Source organism: Nocardioides panzhihuensis (genome assembly GCF_013408335.1).
In the GTDB taxonomy this organism is placed as follows: Bacteria; Actinomycetota; Actinomycetes; order Propionibacteriales; family Nocardioidaceae; genus Nocardioides; species Nocardioides panzhihuensis.
The window spans coordinates 5,294,369-5,314,819 of record NZ_JACBZR010000001.1; the positions used below are offsets into that span (position 1 = coordinate 5,294,369).

The following is a 20,451-nucleotide window of genomic DNA, read 5'->3' on the forward strand; positions in this document are numbered from 1 at the left end:
TGGTGCAGAATAGCGGGATCATGGCGCGCAAAGTCTTCCTCCACGTCGGCGCTCCGAAGACGGGCACGACGTACCTCCAGGACAGGTTGTTCCACAACCGGGTGTCCCTGGAGAAGCATGGCGTCTTCTACCCCGTCGGCGGTCAGCCCGACTTCTTCCGGCCGGCGCTCGATCTGATCGACCGTCCGTGGGGCGGGATGCGGAAGACCGTCCACGGCGAGTGGGACACGCTGGTCAGGCGCGTGCGCCGCAGCGAGTCCGAGACGATCCTCATCAGTCACCACCTCTTCGCAGGGGCGCGGCCCGACCGGGTCGAGAAGGCGATGACCGACCTCGGTGAGGGCGGACGCACCGAGGTGCACATCGTCTACACCGCCCGCGACATCGCCCGGGTGCTGGCGGCGGAGTGGCAGGACCAGGTGCAGCGCGAGCGCAAGGTCACCTTCGCGCGCTACCTCGAGCGGATGCAGATGGCGAAGCAGTCGCGCTCGGCAGCCTGGTTCTGGCGTACGCACGGCCTGCCCGACGTCCTCAGCCGGTGGGGTCGCAACCTGCCGCCGGAGCGAGTGCACCTGGTGACCGTGCCGCCCGACGGGGCGCCGAGCGAGGTGCTCTGGCGCCGGTTCTGCGAGGTCGTCGGGATCGAGGAGTCCTGGACCCCGATCGACAGCGACCGACACAACCAATCGCTCGGCCGCGCAGAGGCAACTTTGCTGCGCCGGCTCAACGCGCGGCTCGAGTCGCAGGAGCTTCCGCGTGAGGACTACCGCCACATGGTCACCGAGGTGATCGCCAAGCGCACCCTCGCCCACCGCGACGGTCGCGAGCGGGTCACCATCCCGCCCTCCGCCCTCGACTGGGCCGACCAGGTCGCCGAGTCCTGGATCGAGTGGGCCGAGCTGGCCAAGGTCGACATCTCCGGCGACCTCGAAGACCTCCGCCCGCGCCGGCCCGCGGCCGACGCCGCGTGGGTCGACCCGGACACGCCGCGCACCAAGGATGTCGCCGACGCGGCGATCGACGCCCTGGTCGCGGTCGTCGTCGAGGCTGCCCGCACCGCCCCGCCCCCGCGTACGGTCGCGTCCCGCGCTGCCGGTGTCATGAGGCGGGTCAAGGGGCGACGCACCTGATGCCAGCGTCCCGCGGTTGGGGATGGGCCGCGCACCTGCGCGAGGGCGGTACGACGCCGTGGACATCCTGGTCCGAGCCCGCCGCACCCTTCATGGCCGCCCACCTTCCGGGTGCCGAGGTGCTCGAGCTGCTGCGTCGGCTCAACGCGACCGGCCCGGTGGAGCCCTCGCGGGCCGATGCCCTGCTGCGTACGAGCCCTCCCGGCCGTGGCCGCAGAGACCTCCCTCTGCTCGGGGACACCGAGACCAGGACGTACGGCCCGCCGCCGGTCGATCCGGCGACGCTGTCGTCGCGGGAGCTGCTGCGGGCAGCGAGCGTGCTGCTCGCCGAGGACCTGCTCGACACCGTGGAGGCCGTCCCGGTGCGGCGCCGGCGGTGGTGGTCGCGTCGTCCCAAGGAGTCAGCGGACGACCGGCAGAGGTTTCCCTACCGTCTGGTCGGTTCGCCGTGGCTCACGCTGCCCATCCGCGAGGAGCTGGAGCGGCAGGGCAGGCTGCCCAACGGCGACGGCTACACCGTCTACGTCCTCGGTGGCCCGCTGGACGAGGTCGCCGCCGGTGCGTGGAAGTTCCGCACCTTCACCAATCGGGTCAACCCCTGGAGCATCTGGATCCGCGACGCCCAGTGGCGTGGCTGGTTCGGTCCCCGTGCCGACCTGCCCCGGATCGCCCGTTGGTGGGCCGATCGGGTCGGGAAGGACCGCGTCGAGATCGTCACCGACCCTGCTCTGCTCCCTGGCCTCCTCGGCGTCGACAGCGTTCCGGGGCCTTGGGAGATCTCGGCCGAGGCGAACGAGGTCGCTCGGGTGATCGGGCAGGTCCTCTGCGTACGAACCGATCTCGAGGCCCAGCGGAAGCTGCTCATCGACGAGCTGCGACCGCGGTTGGAGAAGCTCGAACCGCACATCCCGGGAGCCCGGGAGGTCGGGGTCCCGGCAGAAAGTTTTGATTGGGTCGAAACACAGGCGCGGGCCCAACGTGATGCGCTGGTGCAAGCCGGATACGCTCTCCACGGAGACCCTGACCGGCTGCTCCCCTCCGGGACGGCGACGCAGGGTCCCGACGAGCGCCGGGCGCTGGCGCTCGCGTTGTCATTGCTGGCGGGGCGTCCTTAGAGGAGTAGAACGTTGGAGACTGGGCGGCGCGTGCTGCTTCACGTCGGCACCCCGAAGACGGGCACGTCCTATCTTCAGGATGTTCTGTTCCACAACCGGGAATCCCTCGCTGAGCAGGGAGTCCACTACTTCGCCGACCGCTTCGACGCTCATTTCCTGGCGGCCCTCGACCTGATGGACCTGCCCTGGGGCGGCATCGAGGAGGAGGCGACCGGTGCCTGGGACGCGCTCGCCGAGAAGGTGCGCGCCGTCGAGAACGGCACCGTGATCATCTCCCACGAGATCCTGGCGAGCGCGTCCTGGCAGCAGGCCAAGCACGCGCTGGACTCGATGGGTGACTCCGAGATCCACATCATGCTCTCCGCGCGCGACCTGGCCCGGCAGATCCCGGCGGAGTGGCAGGAGAACGTCAAGCACCGCTCCGTGGTCACCTACTCCGAGTTCCTCGAGGAGATCCGCGACCCAGATCGCGAGGGGCGGATCGGGTCGTGGTTCTGGGGTGTCCAGGAGCTGCCCGACATCCTCGACCGGTGGACCCAGGGCATCGCGCCCGAGCGCGTCCACCTGATCACCGTCCCGCCGCCGGGCTCGTCCTCCTCGCTGCTGTGGGAGCGGTTCTCGGCTGCCTTCGGTCTCGACGACCTGACCATCGACTTCGAGGGGATCGACCGCGGCAACCCGTCCCTCGGCGTGCCCGAGGCAGCTCTGCTGCGCGAGATCAACCTGGCGGTCGTGCCCGTCATCGAGCCGGCCGACTACCGGCCGTTCGTACGTGAGTTCCTGGCCCACCGCACCCTGGCCAAGCGCCGCGACTCGGCGCGCCTGGCGCTCTCTCCCTCGATCCTGCCGTGGGTCGAGGCGCTGTCCCAGAGCTGGGTCGATGCGCTGGCGGGACGTGGCTACGACGTGGTCGGGGGGCTGGAGGAGCTGCTGGTCCCCGCTGACCTCGCAGGCAAGCCGTTCATCGACCCGGACGCGATCTCCTCGCGCGAGGTGCTCGACGCCGGCGTCGCCACCATCGACGCGCTGCTCCAAGAGGCCATCAGGCTGCGTAAGTCGGAGGCCCGGCTGGAGGACGAGGTCGCCGAGCTTCACGCCGAGCTCGACCACACCCGGTCGCTGGTGCCGAAGCAGCGTGCCCGCGAGGGGCTCGAGCGGCGCTGGTGGGGCCGAGCGGTGCTCAGGCTCTACCGCCTGGTTCGGCGCTAGCCTCCTAGGCCACCAGGAGCGTCTCGAGCCGTCCGCCGGCGCGGGCGCGATCGACGACGTGGACCCGATCCCAGGAGCCGTCGGCGCCTCCGAAGGTCGCCGCGCACAGCAGTCGCGGCTGATCGTCGGTCCAACGGTGCCAATGGCGCTCGAACGACGTCGAGCGCACCATCCGCCCGCGTGCCTGCTGGCCGTCGATCGCCACCGCGCGAGGCACGTCGATCATGACCAGCGACGTACGCCAGCCGCGGGCCCGGGCGATCCGCCCGAGCAGTGCGCGGCGCCGGGGCCGGGTGGCGGGGTCGTGGACGAGGACCGTCCGCCGATCGCGGGTCGGGCCGAGCACGAGCACCAAGGTCACGAACGCATGCCACAGGTGCACCGCCGGCCGGTAGAGACGGTAGGGAATCCGTGGCACCCGAGCCGCGAGCCAGCGTGCCGAGGTCTCGGGATCGAGGGTCCGTACGGCGGGGTTCCGCTCAGCCACCTGTCGGATCAGCGTGCTCTTGCCGGCGCCGGGTACGCCGCCCAGGAGGAGCAGGTGGGGCCTTTCCCCGATCTCTGCTGGGGGGCAGGCGGGGCTGACCGGGGTGAGGCTCGCGTCGGGGGTCATCTGCTGCTCCTCCTGAGCGGACTACATCAGTGTGGAATCCGGTATTCGGAGGAACGTGTGAGGAACCTGTGTGGTTCCTGTGAGGCCTCAGGCTTCTTCGGCGCGACGCGGTAGCAGCTCGCGCGAGGCGTAGCGGCCGATCTGGTAGGTCATCCACCCGTCAGCCCCGGCGCCGACGACACCGCCGACCAGCGGGATCCGCTTGGCCGCCATCGAGATCATGCCCCGGCCGGTGACCCGGCTGAGCAGCTCCTGGGCCACCTCCGCGGCGACGATGGCATCAACCGCGCGGTCGTAGCTGGGCGCGGTCGCGATCGCCATCGGCGGCGCGGGAATCCGCTTCTCCTGGATCTGCTTGCCGACCTTCTCCTCGCTCAGGAGGGTGAGCAGGATGCCGTTGCGTACGCGCGGGTCGGTCAGGTCGTAGCCACGCAGATGCGCGATCGCGGCCACCATCCGGCACTGGATGATCGCCATCCCGGTGATGTTGGCGGGGAGGGTGATGGCCGTGGTGACCACACCGCCGATGTTGGTCGCGAAGCCGCCCACGCCGGCGAGCCGCACGTGGTTGTCGATGATGTGCTTCACCGCGAGCTCGACGTCGCCGTCGTGGTCCTTGAGGTGCTTCTCGGCGGCCTTGGCTGCGCCCGGGAGTGGGCCGACGCCGACGATGGCGTGGTGCAGCGCCTGCCTGACCACGGTGGTGGTCACGCCGGGGGCGGACTGGATGACTTTGGGTGCGAGCCGGCCAGCCGCACTGGTGAGCACCGACTTGGGACCGATCATGAGCAAATCTTAAGCGTGTGGTGGTTGAGCCTGGTGCAGGGCGATAACGTTTCGTCGTGGCGAATCTTCGGGGTCCTGTCGAACCGGAGCCGTCGCCGTGGGCTTTCGCGGACCTTCGGGACCCAGGAACGGACGCTCATGGAGGGGCGGAGCTGGACGATCTGGTGGGGATGGGTGCGGACGTCGCGCCCGGGACGCTGCTGGCCGCGTACCGTCACGGGATCTTCCCCATGCCCGGCGAGTCTCCACGGGATCCGATGATGTGGTTCTCACCGGTCAGGCGTGGCGTGCTTCCTCTGGACGGGCTCGTGGTCTCGCGGTCCTTGCGCCGGTCGGTGCGGGACTTCGAGATCAGGGTCGACACCAGCTTCGACGAGGTGATGGCCTCGTGTGCCGATCCGCGCCGGCCGCACGGCTGGATCGACAAGCGGATCCGTCGGGCGTACGGCGACCTGCACCGGCTGGGCTGGGCCCACTCGGTCGAGGCCTGGCAGGACGACCGCCTGGTCGGCGGGCTCTATGGGGTGGCCATCGGCGGGCTCTTCGCCGGGGAGTCGATGTTCCATCGTGTCCGCGACGCGTCCAAGGTCGCTCTCGTCGGGCTGGTCTCCGCGCTGCGCGAGGCGGGGTCGACCGACCAGCGGATCCTGGACGTGCAGTGGCGCACCGACCATCTCGCCTCGCTCGGCGTGATGGAGGTGGATCGCAACGACTACCTCGACCGCCTGGAGAAGGCGCTCAGACTGCCGCTCCCGGAGGTCTTCGGCGGTCCTTCGACGCAGACGTCCTAGAGGCCGAGTCCTAGAGAACGTACGCCTCGGAGCCGGTCTCGCTGACCATCGGCCGCCCGGCGGCGGCCCAGTCGAGCATCCCGCCGGCGAGGTTGACGACCTCGAAGCCCTGCTGGGCGAGGTAGTTGACCGCCTGGGCACTGCGTCCGCCGACCTTGCAGACCACCAGCGTCTGGCCGTCGGGAAGGTCACCGAGGCGCGCCGGGAGCTCTTGGAGCGGGATGTGGGTCGCACCCTCGATGTGACCCGCGGCCCACTCGTCGTCCTCGCGGACATCGAGGACTGCCACGGGCAGGGGATCGGGAACTCCGGTGATCTCGACGGTGGGGATGCTCACCCGTAAAGCCTACTTGAGCAGCCGAGACATCCGGCGATCGGCGAGCGGCTTCCCGCCGGTCTGACACGTGGGGCAGTACTGCAGGCTGGAATCGGCGAAACTGACCTCGAGGACCGTGTCGGCGCAGACCGGGCACTTCTTGCCCGCCTTGCCGTGCACGGCGAGGTTGGACTTCTTCTCGCCCTTGAGCTCGCTCATCGCCAAGCCGGAGTCGCGCTCGACTGCGTCCTTCAGGGTGGCGCGAAGGGCTGTGTAGAGGCTCTCCGACTCCTCGTCGGTCATCTCGGCGGGCTTGAACGGCGACATCTTCGCCGCCCACAGGATCTCGTCGGAGTAGGCGTTGCCGATGCCCGCGATGATCGACTGCATCCGCAGCACACCCTTGATCTGCTTACGGCCCTGACCGGCGAGGATCTCGCGGAAGCGGTCCAGGGTGAAGTCGTCGGCGAGTGGGTCGGGTCCCAGTGAGGCGACACCCGGGACGTCCTGCGGATCGTGAACGACGTAGAGAGCCAGGCGCTTCTTGGTGCCGCCCTCGGTGATGTCCAGCCCGGTGTCGTCGTCGAGCACGATCCGGATCGCGAGACCGCTCTTGGATCCCGGGCGAGGCGGTGTCGCCGGGAGCTCGTTGCGCCACCGGATCCAGCCGCCGCGGGCCAGGTGCAGCACCAGATGGACCCCGCTGGCCTCGATGTCGATGAACTTGCCGTGGCGGGTCACGTTGTCGACCAGCGTGCCCTCGACTGCGGTCAGCGACGGGTCGTACGTCTTCAGGGCGCTGAACTGCGCGACGTGCACCTTCGTGATCGCCCGGCCGTCGAGGCGGCCGCGCAGGTCCTCGGCGAGCGCTTCCACCTCGGGTAGTTCCGGCATGCCCGCGAGTCTAGATCCTCAGGCTTGCGTAGCGGGGGAGGATCCGGCTAGCATCGAACACATGTTCGACCCTAGCGGTCGATGTGGGAGTCTGCGGCTTTCTAGCGTTTATTCTAGAAAGCCGGATAGAGACCTACGCTCGTGAAAGATGTGGCTCGCTAGCGAAATCTAAGACGCGTCCTATAGATCTGGATATCGTCTGATCATGGACCCCATCCGCAATCCGTACGCTCCGGGCGCGGGCCAGCGGCCCCCTGAGCTCGCCGGTCGGAACGAGCAGCTCGGGCAGTTCGACGTGGTGTTGGAGCGGGTGGCGAGGGGTCGTCCGGAGCGGTCGCTGGTGCTCACCGGGCTCCGCGGCGTCGGCAAGACGGTCCTGCTCAACACCCTGCGCTCCGCGGCGGTCCGCAAGGGCTGGGGCACAGGGAAGATGGAGGCGCGCCCCGATCAGTCGTTGCGCCGGCCGCTGTCGAGTGCGTTGCACCAGGCGGTGCGCGAGCTGGGACATCCGAGCGCCGACGACGTCGACCATGTGCTCGGTGTGATCCGCTCGTTCGCTCAGCGGGAGGCCGGCCCCAACGCCAAGCTGCGCGAGCAGTGGTCGCCGGGCATCGAGGCTCCGGCGGTCCGGGGGCGCGCTGACTCCGGTGACATAGAGATCGACCTGGTCGAGCTGCTCACCGATGTCGGCGGGCTCGCGGCGGATGTCGGCAAGGGCGTCGGGGTCTTCATCGACGAGATGCAGGACCTCGGCCCCGACGACGTCTCCGCGATGTGCGCGGCCTGCCACGAGATCAGCCAGTCGGGGCTCCCGGTGATCGTCGTCGGCGCAGGACTGCCACATCTCCCGGCCGTGCTCTCGGCGAGCAAGTCCTACTCGGAGCGGCTCTTCTCCTACCAGCGCATCGACCGCCTCGAGCGCGACGCCGCCGACCGTGCCCTCGCCGCTCCCGCGGGAGAAGAAGAGGCCGAGTTCGAGACCGCCGCGCTGGAGGAGATGTACGCCGCCACCGGCGGCTACCCCTACTTCATCCAGGCCTACGGCAAGACCGTGTGGGACCAGGCGCCCCGCTCGCCGATCACCGTGGCGGACGTGAAGGTCGCCGCTCCCGAGGCCGAGCGCGAGCTGGCGGTCGGCTTCTTCGGCTCACGCTACGAGCGCGCCACCCCCGCCGAGCGGGACTACCTCCGGGCGATGGCCGATGCCGCCGTCGAGCTCGGCGCCGACGACATCGGCACCGTCGCCACCGCGGACGTCGCAGCATTCCTCAACAAGAAGCCGCAGTCGCTCTCGCCTGCCCGTGACGCGCTGATGAAGAAGGGCCTCATCTACTCCGGCGAACGCGGCCGGATCGCGTTCACCGTCCCTCACTTCGGTCGATATCTGCGTCAGCAGGGCTGAGCAGTCATCGCGGAGCCGGCAACGGCCAGCTGCTGCAGGAGGACGCTCGCCCGTACCGGCGTTGTTCTACGGTGGATGACGTACGCGCCGAGAAGGAGACCGCATGTCGACCATCGCCGAACAGATCGTGTCCACCTTGTCCGCCAGCGGCGTCCGCCGCGTCTACGGGATCCCGGGTGACTCCCTCAACGGGTTCACCGACGCGCTCCGCAAGGACGGAGACATGAGCTGGATCCAAGTACGTCACGAGGAGTCTGCCGCGTTCGCGGCGGCCGCCGACGCGGCGGTTACGGGTGAGCTCGCGGTGGTCGCCGGGAGCTGTGGACCGGGCAACCTCCACCTGATCAACGGGCTCTTCGACGCCAACCGTTCACGGGTTCCGGTGCTCGCGATCGCCGCCCAGATCCCGACCGCCGAGATCGGCACCAACTACTTCCAGGAGACGCACCCGCGGGACCTGTTCCGAGAGTGTTCGGTCTACACCGAGTACGTCGCGCAGCCGAGCCAGATGCCGCATGTTCTGGAGATCGCGATGCGTGCGGCGGTCGAGAAGCAGGGCGTCGCGGTGCTGGTGATCCCCGGGGACGTCGCGCTCGCCGAGGCGATGGTCGACCGGGCCGTGGCGATCCGCCCGACGCGCTCCCGGGTCATTCCCGACGAGGACGAGATCAGGCAGGCGGCCGACCTGCTGAACGCCGGTGAGCGGGTCACGATCCTCGCCGGCGCGGGCTGTGCAGGTGCGCACGACGAGGTGGTGGCCCTGGCCGAGGCTCTCGGCGCCCCGGTGGTGCACGCGCTACGCGGAAAGGAGTTCTTGGAGTACGACAACCCCTACGACGTGGGGATGACCGGCCTGCTGGGCTTCGCCTCCGGCTATCGCGCGATGGAGCGGGCCGACACGCTGCTCATGCTCGGCACCGACTTCCCCTACCGGCAGTTCTTCCCCAAGAGCGCCAAGACCATCCAGGTCGACGTACGCGGCGAGCAGCTCGGTCGTCGCCACCCGATCGACCTCGGCATGGTGGGAACGGTCAAGGACACGGCCGCGGCGTTGCTGCCACTGCTCGACCGCAGTGGAGACAGGCAGCACCTGGACGACTCCCTGGACCACTACCGCCGCACCCGGACCAAGCTCGACGAGCTGGCCACCCCGTCCCGGTCGAAGACGCCGATCCACCCGCAGTATCTTGCTCGGTTGGTCGACCAGGCCGCCTCCGACGATGCCGTCTTCATCCCCGACGTCGGATCGCCGGTGGTGTGGGCGGCGCGCTATCTGACCATGAACGGTCGCCGCCGGCTGATCGGCTCCTTCGCCCACGGCTCGATGGCCAACGCGCTGCCGCAGGCGGTCGGCGCCCAGATCGCCCACCCGGACCGTCAGGTCGTCGCGCTCGCCGGTGACGGTGGGCTCACCATGCTCCTCGGCGAGCTGCTCACCCTCGTCCAGAACCGGCTCCCGGTGAAACTCGTCGTGTTCAACAACTCCTCGTTGAACTTCGTCGAGCTGGAGATGAAGGCAGCCGGCTTCGTCACGTACGGCACCGACCTGGTGAACCCGAGCTTCGCCGACGTCGCCAACGCGATGGGCATCTACGCTCGTCGCGTCGAACGCTCCGAGGATCTTCCGGAGGCGGTCGCCGACGTCCTCGGTCACGACGGCCCCGCCCTCCTCGACGTTGTCACGGAGCGCCAGGAGCTCTCCATCCCGCCCAACATCACCGCCGAGCAGCTCAAGGGCTTCACCCTTTACGCCATCCGGTCGGTCATGTCCGGTCGAGGTGACGAGCTGATCGACCTCAGCCGAGCCAACCTCCGTCAGCTGTTCTAGGAGGTGGCCGGTGTGGCGCGCCTTGGGATGACAAAGTCATGCGGGGCAAAGGGTGGCTGATGCTGATGGTGTTTCGTACTCGGTGGGCTTCCGGGGCCGCCGAGTAGTTCCACTGGCGGCCCTTTCCTTGGTGGCTGCTTTTGTCAGCGGTGCCGTCTGCATCTTCGCGCTCATCGCCAGTGTCCTGGTCGGGCACGCTTTTGCGGGCCCGATTCTTGCTCTTCAACTCGTGTGGAGCTTTGCGCTCGGTGCGCTCGGGTTCGTGGCGCTAGACGGCAGCCGTTGATGGAATCGGGGATGGAGCCGTCGCAAATGGACCGGTACCGGGAGACAGCGCAGGCTCTCAGCGGACCTCGTATCCGATCCTGACTGGGTGACGTATCAACTGCTGATCGCGTCGCTAGCGATCGCGTCCCGCGGTCTCGAGCAGGACCGTCGCCACCGCGGACGTCGCAGCGTTCCTCAACAAGAAGCCGCGGTCGCTCTCCCCGGCGCGTGACGCGCTGATGAAGAAGGGCCTCATCTACTCCGGCGAACGCGGCCCGATCGCGTTCACCGTCCCTCACTTCGGGCGCTACCTGCGCCAGCAGGGATAGCTGTCCGCGGTGTCCTGGACAACGAATGCGTGGCACGCACCGAGTGCCGCGAGGGCGACATTCTGGGCCTCTAGGCCATAGGGCCTGAATAGCCGACGATAGATTGGCTGTTGTGGAAGGCGAGGACTATTCGACGAGGATCGACAAGTCGGGCGTGCAGGCGGTAGAGCGCGCGATTCGACTTCTGGAGGTCCTCGCGGCCGCCGACACCCCGCAGACGATGCAGAGCCTCGCCGACGCGCTGCACTGTTCCCCGAGTACCGCGCACCGAATCGTGGTCACTCTGGCGCGCAGCGACCTGCTTGAGTTCAATCCGGTGACCAAGCGCTACAGCTTGGGGGTGGGCATCGCGCGTCTGGCGCAGAGCAGGGCGACTCAACTGGACCTTCCCAGCATCGTGCAGCCTCATCTGGACGAGTTGAAGGCCGAGACGGGCGAGACGGTGACTGTGTGGACCCGCTCCGAAGAGGCGATGGTCTGCGTCGCGGTGCGTGAGGGGTCTCATGAGATCCGCCAGTCGGTGAGGGTCGGCAGTCTGGCCACCCTAGAACTGACCGCGGGTGGCCGAGTCCTGATGGCCGACGAGGACCCTCATGCACTGCTGATGTGGGCGCGCCGTGTGCTGGGAGGCCCCGAGCCGGAGCTTGAAGCCGACATCCTGAAGGACGTCGCGGAGGTCCGACGGTCCGGCATCGTCATGCTGGATGGCCGTCACGGGGGGATGCGGCAGTCCGACGTGGCCACCATCAGCGCCCCGATCTTCGGCGAGGATGGGAGGGTTGCCGCCGCGCTGGTCGTTGCGGGTCCCTCCGCGCGATTCACTCGCGAGTCCATGGAAAGTTCCTGTGAGTCGATGAGGCGTCACGCCCGTGAGATCACGACGGCGCTCGGCGGCAATTCCGCGCCCGTACTGACCTAGCTGCAACGACAGCACCCTCACCAGATATGCACTCGTGCCTATGTGGTGAGGGCCTCCTCGTCCATTGTTCATTCCGCTGAGCGGGTTGTGCATCCCGCTAGACGGGTCATAGCGTGTCGTGTGACTCACAAGTGGCCCACAACGCATGGAGGACAGTTCGGATGGAAGAGATCGACTTCGCCCGCCTCGGGCCGGCCAAGGGCACCAAGGTCGTCGTCATTGGGGGACACGGCGGAATCGGCGCTGCGCTGAGCAGCCGCGCCGCCGAGGCGGGCGCGGAGGTCGTCGCACTCGATACCCGGCGCGCGATCGAGGAGAACGGCGAGATCGCTGGCGTGGTCAACGCAGAGATCGACGTCCTCGACGAGGCTTCGATCGCCGCGGCCGCAGCGACGGTCAGAGAGCGATGGGGCGAGATCGACGCCATGGTCTACGTCAGCGGGGTCGGTGACCCGGACACCCCGACGCTCGACTACCCCGTCGAGCGCTGGGACAAGGTGCACGCCGTCAACCTGCGCGGAGCGTTCCTCGCGACGCAGGCATTCGTGCCGCTGGTGAGTAAGAAGGGCACCGGGTCGCTGATCTTCATCGGCTCCACCGTGGCGGTCCAGCCGCCACCGGGCCTGAGCGCCTACAGCGCCTCGAAGGCGGGCGTGGTCGCCTTCGCTAAGTCGGTCGCCAAGGAGCTCGCTCCCGACGTCCGGGTCAACGTCGTCTCACCTGGCATCACCGAGACGGCCTTCCTGGCCGGGGGTTCCGGCCAGGGTCAGGGACCACAGGAGATCTCCGGCGAGAGCTGGTTCGGCGAGGAGGCCTACCAGCGCCGGCTGGCGATGATCCTTCAGCGTCGGCTGGCCAACCCCGACGACATAGTCGCGCCGACGCTCTTCCTCCTCGGGCCCGGAGCGCGCTACATCACAGGCCAGACCCTCCACGTCAACGGCGGGCTTTACCTGCCTTGATCAACCGTAGAGAAAGCAGAGTGGAAAAGGTCATGGAGACTTTCAAGATGAGGATCGGCGCCGAATGGCGCGAAGCGGCCTTGGGCGAGTGGATCGCAACGGAGAACCCTTACACGGGCGAAAAGTGGGCCCGCATCCCGCGCGGAGGCGAGGCCGACGCGATTGCTGCGGTCGAGGCAGCGCATGCTGCAGGTCAGGGTGAATGGCGCTCGCTGACCGCGACCCAGCGTGGCCGCTTGATGTACAAGTTCGCTCAGCTGATCCGGGAGAAGGGACAGCGCCTGGCGGACCTAGAGGTCACCGATGTTGGACGGCGACGGAAGGAAGCCCTCGGAGTAGTCGACCATCTGGCTGGCTACTACGAGTATTACGCGGGACTCGCGGACAAACTCGAGGGAGCGGTGACGCCCTTCGACAAGCCTGGTTTCCTGCACTACACGGTCCATGAGCCCATGGGCGTCGTGGTCTGCATCGTGCCGTGGAACGGCCCGCTCTTGCTGGCGAGCATGAAGATCGCCCCGGCCCTGGCAGCCGGATGCACCGTGGTGGTCAAGCCATCGGAGTATGCCTCTGCCTCGATCATCCACCTGGCTGAATTGGCCGAGGAAGCCGGCTTTCCCCCGGGAGTCTTCAATGTCGTCACCGGATACGGGAATGAGATCGGCAACACGCTGACGGCTCACCCTCTGGTGCGGAAGGTGGCCTTCACCGGAGGTCACGTCGGAGGGCGGGCTGTGGCACAGTCGGCTGCTCACGGCTTCAAACACCTCACGCTGGAGCTTGGTGGCAAGTCTCCGAACATCGTCTTCGATGACGCGGACCTAGATGCGGCTCTTGAAGGAGTCAGCATGGCGATCTTCAACACCTCGGGCCAAGCCTGCCTCGCGGGTTCACGCCTGCTCGTCCAGCGCTCGATTGCCGATGAGTTCGTCGCCCGGTTGGCGGATCTCATGCGCGACGCCAAGCTCGGCGATCCGACGGATCTGGCGACCGACATCGGTCCTATCGCCATGCGGCCTCAGTTCAACACTGTTCTTGAGCACCTCGCGGCCGCAAAGAAGGACGGGGCGAAGGCAGTTCTCGGAGGCGGCCGAGGTCTACCGGCGGGAGGCGAGAACGGTCTCTTCGTGGAGCCGACCATCTTCATGAACGTCACCAATGACATGCGGATCGCTCGCGAAGAGGTCTTCGGGCCGGTTCTCGTCGCCATCCCGTTCGACACTGATGACGAGGCAGTGGCGATCGCCAACGACTCCAGCTTTGGGCTTGCCGCAGGTCTGTGGACATCCAGCCTGCAGCGGGCTCTCGACATCCCACGCCGTCTCGAGGCCGGCACGGTCTGGGTCAACACTTACCGCACGGTGTCCGTAATGGCGCCCTTCGGGGGGTTCAAGGACTCCGGCATCGGCCGAGAGAACGGGCAAGACGCGATCAAGGACTACGTCGAGACCAAGAGCATCGTGATCCGGCCGAGCACGGCTCCGGCCTGAGAGGGCGACGGAGAATCTGTCATGAAGACTCTCATCAACGGTGGTGGCATCGGAGGGCTTACCTTGGCCCTCTCGTTGCAGGCGCGCTCGCCTGATTTCGACATCCATGTCTACGAGGCGGCTGCGGAGTTCAAGCCGCTCGGCCTGGGCATCAACCTGATGCCCCATGCGATCCGAGTCCTCGCAGAGCTCGGCCTCAGCGAGGGGCTCGCCGAGGTAGCTGTCGAGGCGAAGGAGTTCGCCTTCTTCACCTCGAACGGCCAGCACATCTACAGCGAGCCGACGGGGCTTCGCGCCGGCCATGCGTATCCGCACTTCTCGATTCATCGCGGCGAATTCCACAGCATTCTGTACGCCGCGTTCCTCGAGCGGATCGGCGCCGACCGAATCCACGTGGGACACCGTCTGACGGAGTTCGCGCAGGACGACACGACGGTCACCGCAACTTTCGTTGGTCCTGAGGGTGTAGAGGTCGCCCGCGTGACCGGCGATGTCTTGGTCGGCGCCGACGGACTCCACTCCGCCGTGCGGAAGCAGCTCTATCCGAACCAGGGCGACCCCGTCTTCCACGGCATCAATATGTGGCGCGGGGTGACGAGGGGCAAGCCCTTCCTGTCCGGTGCGAGTGCGACCCGGATCGGCGCGCTCAATCGCACCGGCAAGCTGGTGGTCTACCCGATGTGCGACGACATCGATGGAGAGGGCACCCAGCTCATCAACTGGGTAGCGGAGGTCCTCACCGACGAGGCTTCGCCGACGGACTGGAGCGCGCCGGGGCAGTTGGAGGACTTCATCCATCACTTCGAGGGGTGGAGGTTCGAGTGGCTCGACTGTGAGGCTCTGATCCGGAACTCTGACTCGATCCTTTCCTATCCCATGGCCGACCGTGATCCGGTGGATCGCTGGACATTCGGTCGTACGACGCTGCTCGGCGACGCCGCTCACCCGATGTACCCCCGAGGTGGGAACGGAGCGGCGCAGGCGATCCTGGACGCAGAGGCACTTGCGAAGCACCTCACCGTGACGGACGACGCAGCGGTGGCCTTGACGGCCTACGAAGGTGAGCGTCTGCCGATCACAAACCGGGTCGTGCTCGCCAACCGGTCAATGCCGCCTGACACGTTGATCGACCTGGTCGAAGAGCGAACCGGTGGGAAGCGCTTCGAGAACGTCGAAGATGTCATCTCGGCTGAGGAGATCGAGACCATCAGCAAGGGCTACCAGCGGGTCGCGGGTTACGACAAAGGAACCGTTGCAAGCAAGTAGGAGAAACGGGTCGACGCCCGCCCCAAGGGCAGGCGTCGACCCGTTAGAGCATTCAGGCGACCAAGGTCAGCTTGTCCAGGTGAAGCCCGGCCGCGACATCATCGAGTGACGGGTCTCCGCCCTGTAGCAACTGTCGTGCCCTCAGGCAGATAGCCTGCGCATTGATCGTGGTCACGCCGGTGACCCGGTCACCGTCGGTCGAGAGCACCACGTGCGCGCCGTTGTCGGAGACGTAGTGCATGGCCCCAACAGCAGTTTTGCCAACGGTCTGGATCTTCCAGTTGAACTGATCGGACCACACGTAGGGAACATCGCCAAACGCGCGGGCTTCTCCGGTGGCGATGCTCGATGCCACGTGTTGGGCCTGCTTTACCGCAGTCGTCCAGTGTTCGACCCGCTCCATACGGTCGTAGCGAGAGTTGTGCCAACGGGCACAGTCGCCCACCGCCCAGACGCCCTGCGCCGCGGAGAGGGTCTCATCGCAGACGACGCCATTCTCCAGTATGAGCCCAGATCCCTCTAGCCATTCGACGTTCGGCACAGCACCGATCGAAACGACGGCGAAGTCACCCTTCACGCCGTCGACCCACACATGGTCGCGATCGCCCCCCAGCGTCGCGTCTCCGACGCCCATTCGGAGGTCGACACCCTCGGCGCTGTGGCGTGCCGCGATCAGATCGGCGGCGACCCCGGGAATGCCACGCTGCAGCACCTTCGGTGCGACGTCGATGACGGTTGCGCTCATGCCGGCTCCTGTGCCGGCTGCGGCGGCCTCGAGCCCCAGGAAGCCGGCGCCGACCACGAGAAGCCGACCGCCGCGCTCGGCAGCGCTCTTCAGTCGTTCCCAGTTGCTCTGTGTGCGGACGTAGCTGGCATGCAGAGGGAGAGGAGTGAGGAGCTCGCGAGGCCGGCAGCCGCTGGCGATCACCAGGTGGTCGTAGCTTCGCAGGCCGGATGTCGTCTCAACCCTTCCTGCCAGGTCTAGCCCGACAGCAGTCGTGCCGGGCTGGAACTCAATGTCTCGCTCGTGCAGGAGTTCGGGTGTCGCCAAGAGTTCCAATGCGTCGTCCTTGCCGAGGTGCTTGGAGAGCTGGGGCTTGTCGTACGGAGCAGAGCTCTCCACATCCAAGAGCGTGATCGGCCCGCTGAACCCGGCATCCCTCAAGCCGAGAGCGCACCGTACGCCGCCGACCGAGGCGCCGACGATGAGGACCGCTTGGCGGGAGGTGGTCATCTCAGTCCCCGCGCTTGTACATGCGAAGAGCGTTGGCTGGGCAGTCCGCGACCGCGCCAGCGACGGTGGCGTGCTCGGCCTCCGTCCACTCCTGCTTGAGGAATAGGGGGAGGTTCGACGCGAGATCGAGCTCGAAGAGCTCGGGCGCGGCGAAGACGCAATTGCCATAGCCGTTGCACTTGTCCAGGTCGAGTTCCAGAACCTCGGTCGCGGATGACACGGTGATTGGATTCGTCATCTCAGGCAACTCCACTTTCGTTGGTGGTCTCGGGGGTCTGGTGGGTCGTGCGAAAGGCATCGGTGAAACGCAGGGGAACGGATGCGGGCCCGGCCATGGCTCCGCCGCTGAGAGGCCCGTACTCGACCGGTCCGGCGTACTCGAGTTGCGGCAGCGTGATCAGCTTCTCCAGGACGAGCCGGAGTTCCGTGCGGGCAAGGAGCGCGCCGGCGCACTGATGCCGGCCGAAGCCGAAGGCGAGGTGCCCAGCGGCATTCCGCAGGGGGTCGAACTCCTCGGCGTGGTCGAACTTTTCGGGATCGCGGTTGGCGCCGCCATGGACCAGCAGGACGCGTGATCCGGCTGGGATACGGACGCCGGCGATCTCGGCGTCGCGGGTGACATAGCGGGCCATCGTCTGGACCGGGGAGCTGAAGCGAAGAGTCTCCTCGACGAAGGCAGGAATCAGATCCGGCCGCTCACGAAGAAGTTCCTGCCGGGTCGGGTCGTCGGCCAGGTAGCTGACCATGGCGCTGGAGGCGTGCATGGTGGTCTCGTGCCCTGCCACAGCGAAGGCGAGGAGGATGCGCTCTGCCTCGTCGTCGGTGATGGGACGTTCGTCGATCTCGCGCGCGAGCAGGGTGTTGATGTAGCCGGGCTCGCCGCTGGCACGGTAGCGGGCGACCTCGGCGCGGACGAGCTCGCGTAGGCCGGCGCGTGCATCGAGCAGATCCGTTTCGGAGATGACCCGCCACGACTCCTCGGTGAGATCGCGGAACTGGACGACGGTCTCAGGGGAGAAGCCCACTACGTGGGTGAGGACGTTCAGCGGGAGTGGCAGCCCGACCTCGTTGACCCAGTCGCCGCCACCCTTCGCGAGATAGTCGTCGATGAGCCGATCGATCAGAGCGCGCAGATCCTCGGTCATGCCCCGCACCGTCTGCGGAGTGATCCAGTCAGTGACGAGGGATCGATACGCCGTATGAGAGGGCGGGTCGGTGTCCAGCGGGATGACACGGCCCTCGCCGACCGTTGGAATCCGAGTTCCGAAGCCCGAGGCGAACGTGTCGGGGTCGCGGAGTGCAGCCAACACATCGGCATGACGCGTGAGCACGTAGAACCCGCCGTGCTCCGTTGAGTAGACGACCCCGTTGTCTCGGAGATCGGCGTAGATCCCGGGCGCCGAGGTGGCGTCGGTGATCGCATGGTGATCGAACGGGCATGTGGCTGCGGTTGTCATAGAGGACTCCAATCCTGTTTTCAAGACACCCACCACTTTAAACAGAACGAAACGTTTCGTCTAGTTAACTTTGCTCTATTCTTCTCTCATGGAGAGTTCGGCCGGGGCAGCCGCTAGAGACGGGGTTGGCAAGGGTCCGCGTGAGCGCGTGCGCCAAGCCGTCATGGGCGCCACAAAGGAGCTGCTGAAGGAAGTCGGGTTCGCTCGCCTGACGGTCGACGCCATCGCCGAGCGCAGCGGCGTGGGCAAGGCCACCGTCTATCGCTGGTGGAGTAATCGTGCCGACGTCGCGATGGATGCGCTCCTCGAGGAGCGAGCGCCCATCGGATGGTTCGTCCAGGAAGGTCCCGCCCTGGAGAATCTTCGGACACAACTGCTCGTGGCGACCGAGTTCCTGGGCGGACCGACAGGCCGCATGGTTGCCGGCCTGGTAGGGGACGCGCAGCACGACCCGCAGATTGCAGCGGCCTTCCGCCAGCGCTTCCTGGGGCCGCTCTTCGACCTCACGCGGAGACTGCTGGCTCAGGCTGTGGAGGAGGGAGACGTGCGCCCCGACGTCGACCCGGACACGCTCATCGACATGCTGACGGGCTCGCTCTACTTCCGGCTCCTGGTCACAGGCGAGCCGCTCTCGGCTGGAAGAACGGAGCGCCTGATCGACGCGGTCATGCGCGGCGCTCGGCCTTGAGCGACTTGCTCTGTCTCAGGACATAGCGCGAGCGAGGCGCGCCAGGAGGTCCTGATGAAGCTCCTTCTTGTTGAGCTTCCCGACGGGCGTCTTGGGCATCTGGTCAATCCGCTCAAGTCGCTCCGGCCACTTGAACTTCGCCACGCCAAGGCTCTGGAGGTGGGCCTGGACCTCGGCCATGGTCAACGGCTCGCCGTTGGAGACGAGGTAGGCGCAGGCCTTCTCGCCGAGTCGCTCATCGGGCATGGCCACCACGGCCGCCGCGGTGATCCGGGGGTGCTTCACCAAGAGTCCCTCGACCTCTTCGGCGCTGATCTTCTCGCCTCCGCGGTTGATCAGATCCTTGATCCGCCCTTCCATAGAGATGGAGCGCATCCCGTCGATGTTGATCACCTTCACCAGATCGCCGCTCCGGTAGAAGCCGTCCTCGATGAAGGCAGACTGGTTGATCTCGGGTGCGTCGAAGTAGCCGCGAATCGTGTACGGACCGCGGCAGATGAGCTCACCCGGCTCGCCGTCCGGAAGCTCTTGCGCCGTGTCTGGATCAATCACCTTGAACTCGTCCTCGGGCGAGATCGGCAGTCCGACCGAGGTCAGACGCAGAGTCCGCGGCGAGTCGAATCCCGTCGAGGTGAAGAGACCCTCTCCCATGCCGAACTTCTGCCCGACGGCCACACCGCGCCGTTCGAAAGCCTCGAAGAGCTTCTCCGGAACCTTGGCGCCGGAGAGCAGGACCTGCTTCATCGTCGTGCTGACCTCGTCGAAGAGAGGGTGGTTGACGATTCCGTAGTGGGCATGGCCGATCAAGATCGCGGTAGCCCGCTCCTGGATCAGGACCGGGAGTGCCTGGTCGAGGTTTGCGCTGGAAAGGACCAGAGTGCCGCCCACGGCATGAGCCGCGTGGACGCCGCACACGATTCCGGCGTTGTGGATGATCGGAATCAGGTGGGCGACGCGCGAGGTCTCGTCCCATCCTCGGGCCTCGGCGTAGACCTTGGCGTTGTACCAGTACTCCGCGTGCAGGCGGGGGATGATCTTCGGAACGCCGGTGGTGCCGCCGGAGAGCTGGAAGACTGCGATCTCCTCGGGCTCGATCGCCTTCTGCAGGTCGTCGACGAGCGCGCGTGCTGCAGCGGGATCTGCCGCGGCGATCAGGTCTTCGAGGCGGGCGCCGGGCGCGCCCTCGTCGGCGTCGATGGTGAGGATCTGGTGCATCGTGGGATGTCCCGCGGCCTGTTCAGCAGCGAAGCGAACGAGGTCGAAGCCGCTCGGAGTGTGCTCAACCAGGTGTGCGACGGCCTCTACCTTCCGGCTGATCGACCCAATCTCGTGGCCACGATGGGCCGCCAGCGTGCAGACCGGAATGAGTCCGGCCTTGAGCATGCCGTACCAAGCAATGACGGTCATGCACTGGTTGCTCAACTGCACAATCACCCGGTCGCCCGGCTCGAGTCCAAGGCCATGAAGCCCTAGGGCGAGCCGGTCGGTGACCTCGTCGAGCTCGGCGTACGTGACCGATCGCTCTGCTGTTGCGAGGGCAACGTGGTCGGGCTGCCTCAGGGCGACCTCGTGGAATTCGCTGGCCAGGGGGCGGTCGCCCCACAGGCCGAGGGCTCGGAAGCGCTCGATCAGCTCAGTGGGGTAGGGGGTCAGGCGGCCTGCCCAATCGATCACGGCAACTCCCTCGATGTGTCTCGCAGCACAGATGTTGTGACTGCAGTCACGATAGGGTAGATATACGTTGTAGTCAAAGAT

General features: G+C 67.0%; 19 protein-coding genes. 11 read left to right on the forward strand and 8 right to left on the reverse strand.

Going from position 1 to position 20,451, the window contains the following annotated elements; genetic code table 11:
• Positions 1 to 20: 20 nt before the first annotated feature.
• Genes BJ988_RS25095 through BJ988_RS25105 form a run of 3 tightly spaced genes read left to right on the forward strand, consistent with a single transcriptional unit; the run spans position 21 to position 3,454 of the window.
• Positions 21 to 1,130, forward strand: a complete 1,110-nt coding sequence (locus tag BJ988_RS25095) for a hypothetical protein (protein WP_179660573.1) — start codon at positions 21 to 23, stop codon at positions 1,128 to 1,130.
• Complete coding sequence (locus BJ988_RS25100) at positions 1,130 to 2,245, forward strand: hypothetical protein (RefSeq protein ID WP_179660574.1); 1,116 nt, start codon at positions 1,130 to 1,132, stop codon at positions 2,243 to 2,245. Before BJ988_RS25095 ends, BJ988_RS25100 begins: the two co-directional genes overlap by 1 nt.
• Positions 2,246 to 2,257: 12 nt before the next feature.
• Positions 2,258 to 3,454, forward strand: a complete 1,197-nt coding sequence (locus BJ988_RS25105) for a hypothetical protein (RefSeq protein ID WP_218861101.1) — start codon at positions 2,258 to 2,260, stop codon at positions 3,452 to 3,454.
• Between the two features lie 4 nt (positions 3,455 to 3,458).
• Here BJ988_RS25105 and BJ988_RS25110 read toward each other — a convergent pair whose 3' ends face one another.
• Together BJ988_RS25110 and BJ988_RS25115 are read right to left on the reverse strand one after the other, a co-directional pair.
• Positions 3,459 to 4,067: an AAA family ATPase gene (locus BJ988_RS25110; RefSeq protein WP_179660576.1), complete on the reverse strand. Its 609-nt coding sequence runs from the start codon at positions 4,065 to 4,067 to the stop codon at positions 3,459 to 3,461.
• Between the two features lie 87 nt (positions 4,068 to 4,154).
• Positions 4,155 to 4,853 (reverse strand): EcsC family protein, encoded by a 699-nt coding sequence (locus tag BJ988_RS25115; RefSeq protein ID WP_218861103.1) that lies wholly within the window; start codon positions 4,851 to 4,853, stop codon positions 4,155 to 4,157.
• Between the two features lie 170 nt (positions 4,854 to 5,023).
• On the opposite strand from BJ988_RS25115, the gene aat reads away from it, so the two are divergent.
• The gene (gene aat / locus BJ988_RS25120) at positions 5,024 to 5,644 is read left to right on the forward strand and encodes a leucyl/phenylalanyl-tRNA--protein transferase (protein WP_218861105.1); all 621 of its coding nucleotides are present in this window, start codon (positions 5,024 to 5,026) and stop codon (positions 5,642 to 5,644) included.
• Positions 5,645 to 5,654: 10 nt separating this feature from the next.
• Here the strand turns inward: aat and BJ988_RS25125 are convergent, their stop codons facing one another.
• Both BJ988_RS25125 and BJ988_RS25130 read right to left on the reverse strand, forming a co-directional pair.
• The gene (locus tag BJ988_RS25125; protein WP_179660578.1) at positions 5,655 to 5,981 is read right to left on the reverse strand and encodes a rhodanese-like domain-containing protein; all 327 of its coding nucleotides are present in this window, start codon (positions 5,979 to 5,981) and stop codon (positions 5,655 to 5,657) included.
• Positions 5,982 to 5,990: 9 nt separating this feature from the next.
• A complete protein-coding gene (locus BJ988_RS25130) occupies positions 5,991 to 6,854 on the reverse strand; it encodes an Fpg/Nei family DNA glycosylase (protein ID WP_179660579.1) in 864 nt (287 codons plus the stop codon).
• 205 nt (positions 6,855 to 7,059) lie between these two features.
• Between BJ988_RS25130 and BJ988_RS25135 the strand changes: the two genes are divergently transcribed.
• From BJ988_RS25135 to BJ988_RS25165, 6 genes are all read left to right on the forward strand, one after another.
• Complete coding sequence (locus tag BJ988_RS25135) at positions 7,060 to 8,256, forward strand: ATP-binding protein (protein WP_179660580.1); 1,197 nt, start codon at positions 7,060 to 7,062, stop codon at positions 8,254 to 8,256.
• Between the two features lie 103 nt (positions 8,257 to 8,359).
• The gene (gene poxB / locus BJ988_RS25140; RefSeq protein WP_179660581.1) at positions 8,360 to 10,084 is read left to right on the forward strand and encodes a ubiquinone-dependent pyruvate dehydrogenase; all 1,725 of its coding nucleotides are present in this window, start codon (positions 8,360 to 8,362) and stop codon (positions 10,082 to 10,084) included.
• Between the two features lie 708 nt (positions 10,085 to 10,792).
• Positions 10,793 to 11,599: an IclR family transcriptional regulator domain-containing protein gene (locus BJ988_RS25150; protein WP_179660582.1), complete on the forward strand. Its 807-nt coding sequence runs from the start codon at positions 10,793 to 10,795 to the stop codon at positions 11,597 to 11,599.
• Positions 11,600 to 11,760: 161 nt separating this feature from the next.
• On the forward strand, positions 11,761 to 12,561 hold the full coding sequence (locus BJ988_RS25155; RefSeq protein ID WP_179660583.1) for an SDR family NAD(P)-dependent oxidoreductase: 801 nt from the start codon (positions 11,761 to 11,763) through the stop codon (positions 12,559 to 12,561).
• A gap of 32 nt (positions 12,562 to 12,593) precedes the next feature.
• Positions 12,594 to 14,051 (forward strand): aldehyde dehydrogenase, encoded by a 1,458-nt coding sequence (locus BJ988_RS25160; protein WP_179660584.1) that lies wholly within the window; start codon positions 12,594 to 12,596, stop codon positions 14,049 to 14,051.
• Between the two features lie 21 nt (positions 14,052 to 14,072).
• Entirely contained in the window at positions 14,073 to 15,317 is a 1,245-nt protein-coding gene (locus BJ988_RS25165) for a flavin-dependent oxidoreductase (protein WP_179660585.1), read from the forward strand.
• 52 nt (positions 15,318 to 15,369) lie between these two features.
• Here the strand turns inward: BJ988_RS25165 and BJ988_RS25170 are convergent, their stop codons facing one another.
• The 3 genes from BJ988_RS25170 to BJ988_RS25180 are packed head-to-tail and all read right to left on the reverse strand — an operon-like array spanning position 15,370 to position 18,008.
• Entirely contained in the window at positions 15,370 to 16,551 is a 1,182-nt protein-coding gene (locus BJ988_RS25170; RefSeq protein ID WP_179660586.1) for an NAD(P)/FAD-dependent oxidoreductase, read from the reverse strand.
• 1 nt (position 16,552) lies between these two features.
• Entirely contained in the window at positions 16,553 to 16,789 is a 237-nt protein-coding gene (locus BJ988_RS25175) for a ferredoxin (protein ID WP_179660587.1), read from the reverse strand.
• 1 nt (position 16,790) lies between these two features.
• Positions 16,791 to 18,008: a cytochrome P450 gene (locus tag BJ988_RS25180; protein ID WP_179660588.1), complete on the reverse strand. Its 1,218-nt coding sequence runs from the start codon at positions 18,006 to 18,008 to the stop codon at positions 16,791 to 16,793.
• Positions 18,009 to 18,096: 88 nt separating this feature from the next.
• Here BJ988_RS25180 and BJ988_RS25185 point away from each other — a divergent pair, with 88 nt between their 5' ends.
• Positions 18,097 to 18,696, forward strand: coding sequence for a TetR/AcrR family transcriptional regulator (locus tag BJ988_RS25185; protein WP_179660589.1), 600 nt, complete (start codon positions 18,097 to 18,099; stop codon positions 18,694 to 18,696).
• Positions 18,697 to 18,711: 15 nt separating this feature from the next.
• On the opposite strand, the gene BJ988_RS25190 is transcribed toward BJ988_RS25185, so the two are convergent.
• Positions 18,712 to 20,370: an AMP-binding protein gene (locus BJ988_RS25190; RefSeq protein ID WP_179660590.1), complete on the reverse strand. Its 1,659-nt coding sequence runs from the start codon at positions 20,368 to 20,370 to the stop codon at positions 18,712 to 18,714.
• Between the last annotated feature and the right edge of the window lie 81 nt (positions 20,371 to 20,451).

Excerpts from the sequence above, each read along its gene's own strand:
- BJ988_RS25135 (WP_179660580.1), top strand. The coding sequence starts at position 7,060 with ATGGACCCCATCCGCAATCCGTACGCTCCGGGCGCGGGCCAGCGGCCC.
- BJ988_RS25110 (WP_179660576.1), bottom strand. The coding sequence starts at position 4,067 with ATGACCCCCGACGCGAGCCTCACCCCGGTCAGCCCCGCCTGCCCCCCA.
- BJ988_RS25115 (WP_218861103.1), bottom strand. The coding sequence starts at position 4,853 with ATGATCGGTCCCAAGTCGGTGCTCACCAGTGCGGCTGGCCGGCTCGCA.
- BJ988_RS25185 (WP_179660589.1), top strand. The coding sequence starts at position 18,097 with ATGGAGAGTTCGGCCGGGGCAGCCGCTAGAGACGGGGTTGGCAAGGGT.
- BJ988_RS25100 (WP_179660574.1), top strand. The coding sequence starts at position 1,130 with ATGCCAGCGTCCCGCGGTTGGGGATGGGCCGCGCACCTGCGCGAGGGC.
- BJ988_RS25180 (WP_179660588.1), bottom strand. The coding sequence starts at position 18,008 with ATGACAACCGCAGCCACATGCCCGTTCGATCACCATGCGATCACCGAC.
- BJ988_RS25165 (WP_179660585.1), top strand. The coding sequence starts at position 14,073 with ATGAAGACTCTCATCAACGGTGGTGGCATCGGAGGGCTTACCTTGGCC.
- BJ988_RS25170 (WP_179660586.1), bottom strand. The coding sequence starts at position 16,551 with ATGACCACCTCCCGCCAAGCGGTCCTCATCGTCGGCGCCTCGGTCGGC.
- BJ988_RS25175 (WP_179660587.1), bottom strand. The coding sequence starts at position 16,789 with ATGACGAATCCAATCACCGTGTCATCCGCGACCGAGGTTCTGGAACTC.
- aat (WP_218861105.1), top strand. The coding sequence starts at position 5,024 with ATGGGTGCGGACGTCGCGCCCGGGACGCTGCTGGCCGCGTACCGTCAC.
- BJ988_RS25160 (WP_179660584.1), top strand. The coding sequence starts at position 12,594 with ATGGAGACTTTCAAGATGAGGATCGGCGCCGAATGGCGCGAAGCGGCC.
- BJ988_RS25155 (WP_179660583.1), top strand. The coding sequence starts at position 11,761 with ATGGAAGAGATCGACTTCGCCCGCCTCGGGCCGGCCAAGGGCACCAAG.
- poxB (WP_179660581.1), top strand. The coding sequence starts at position 8,360 with ATGTCGACCATCGCCGAACAGATCGTGTCCACCTTGTCCGCCAGCGGC.
- BJ988_RS25130 (WP_179660579.1), bottom strand. The coding sequence starts at position 6,854 with ATGCCGGAACTACCCGAGGTGGAAGCGCTCGCCGAGGACCTGCGCGGC.
- BJ988_RS25095 (WP_179660573.1), top strand. The coding sequence starts at position 21 with ATGGCGCGCAAAGTCTTCCTCCACGTCGGCGCTCCGAAGACGGGCACG.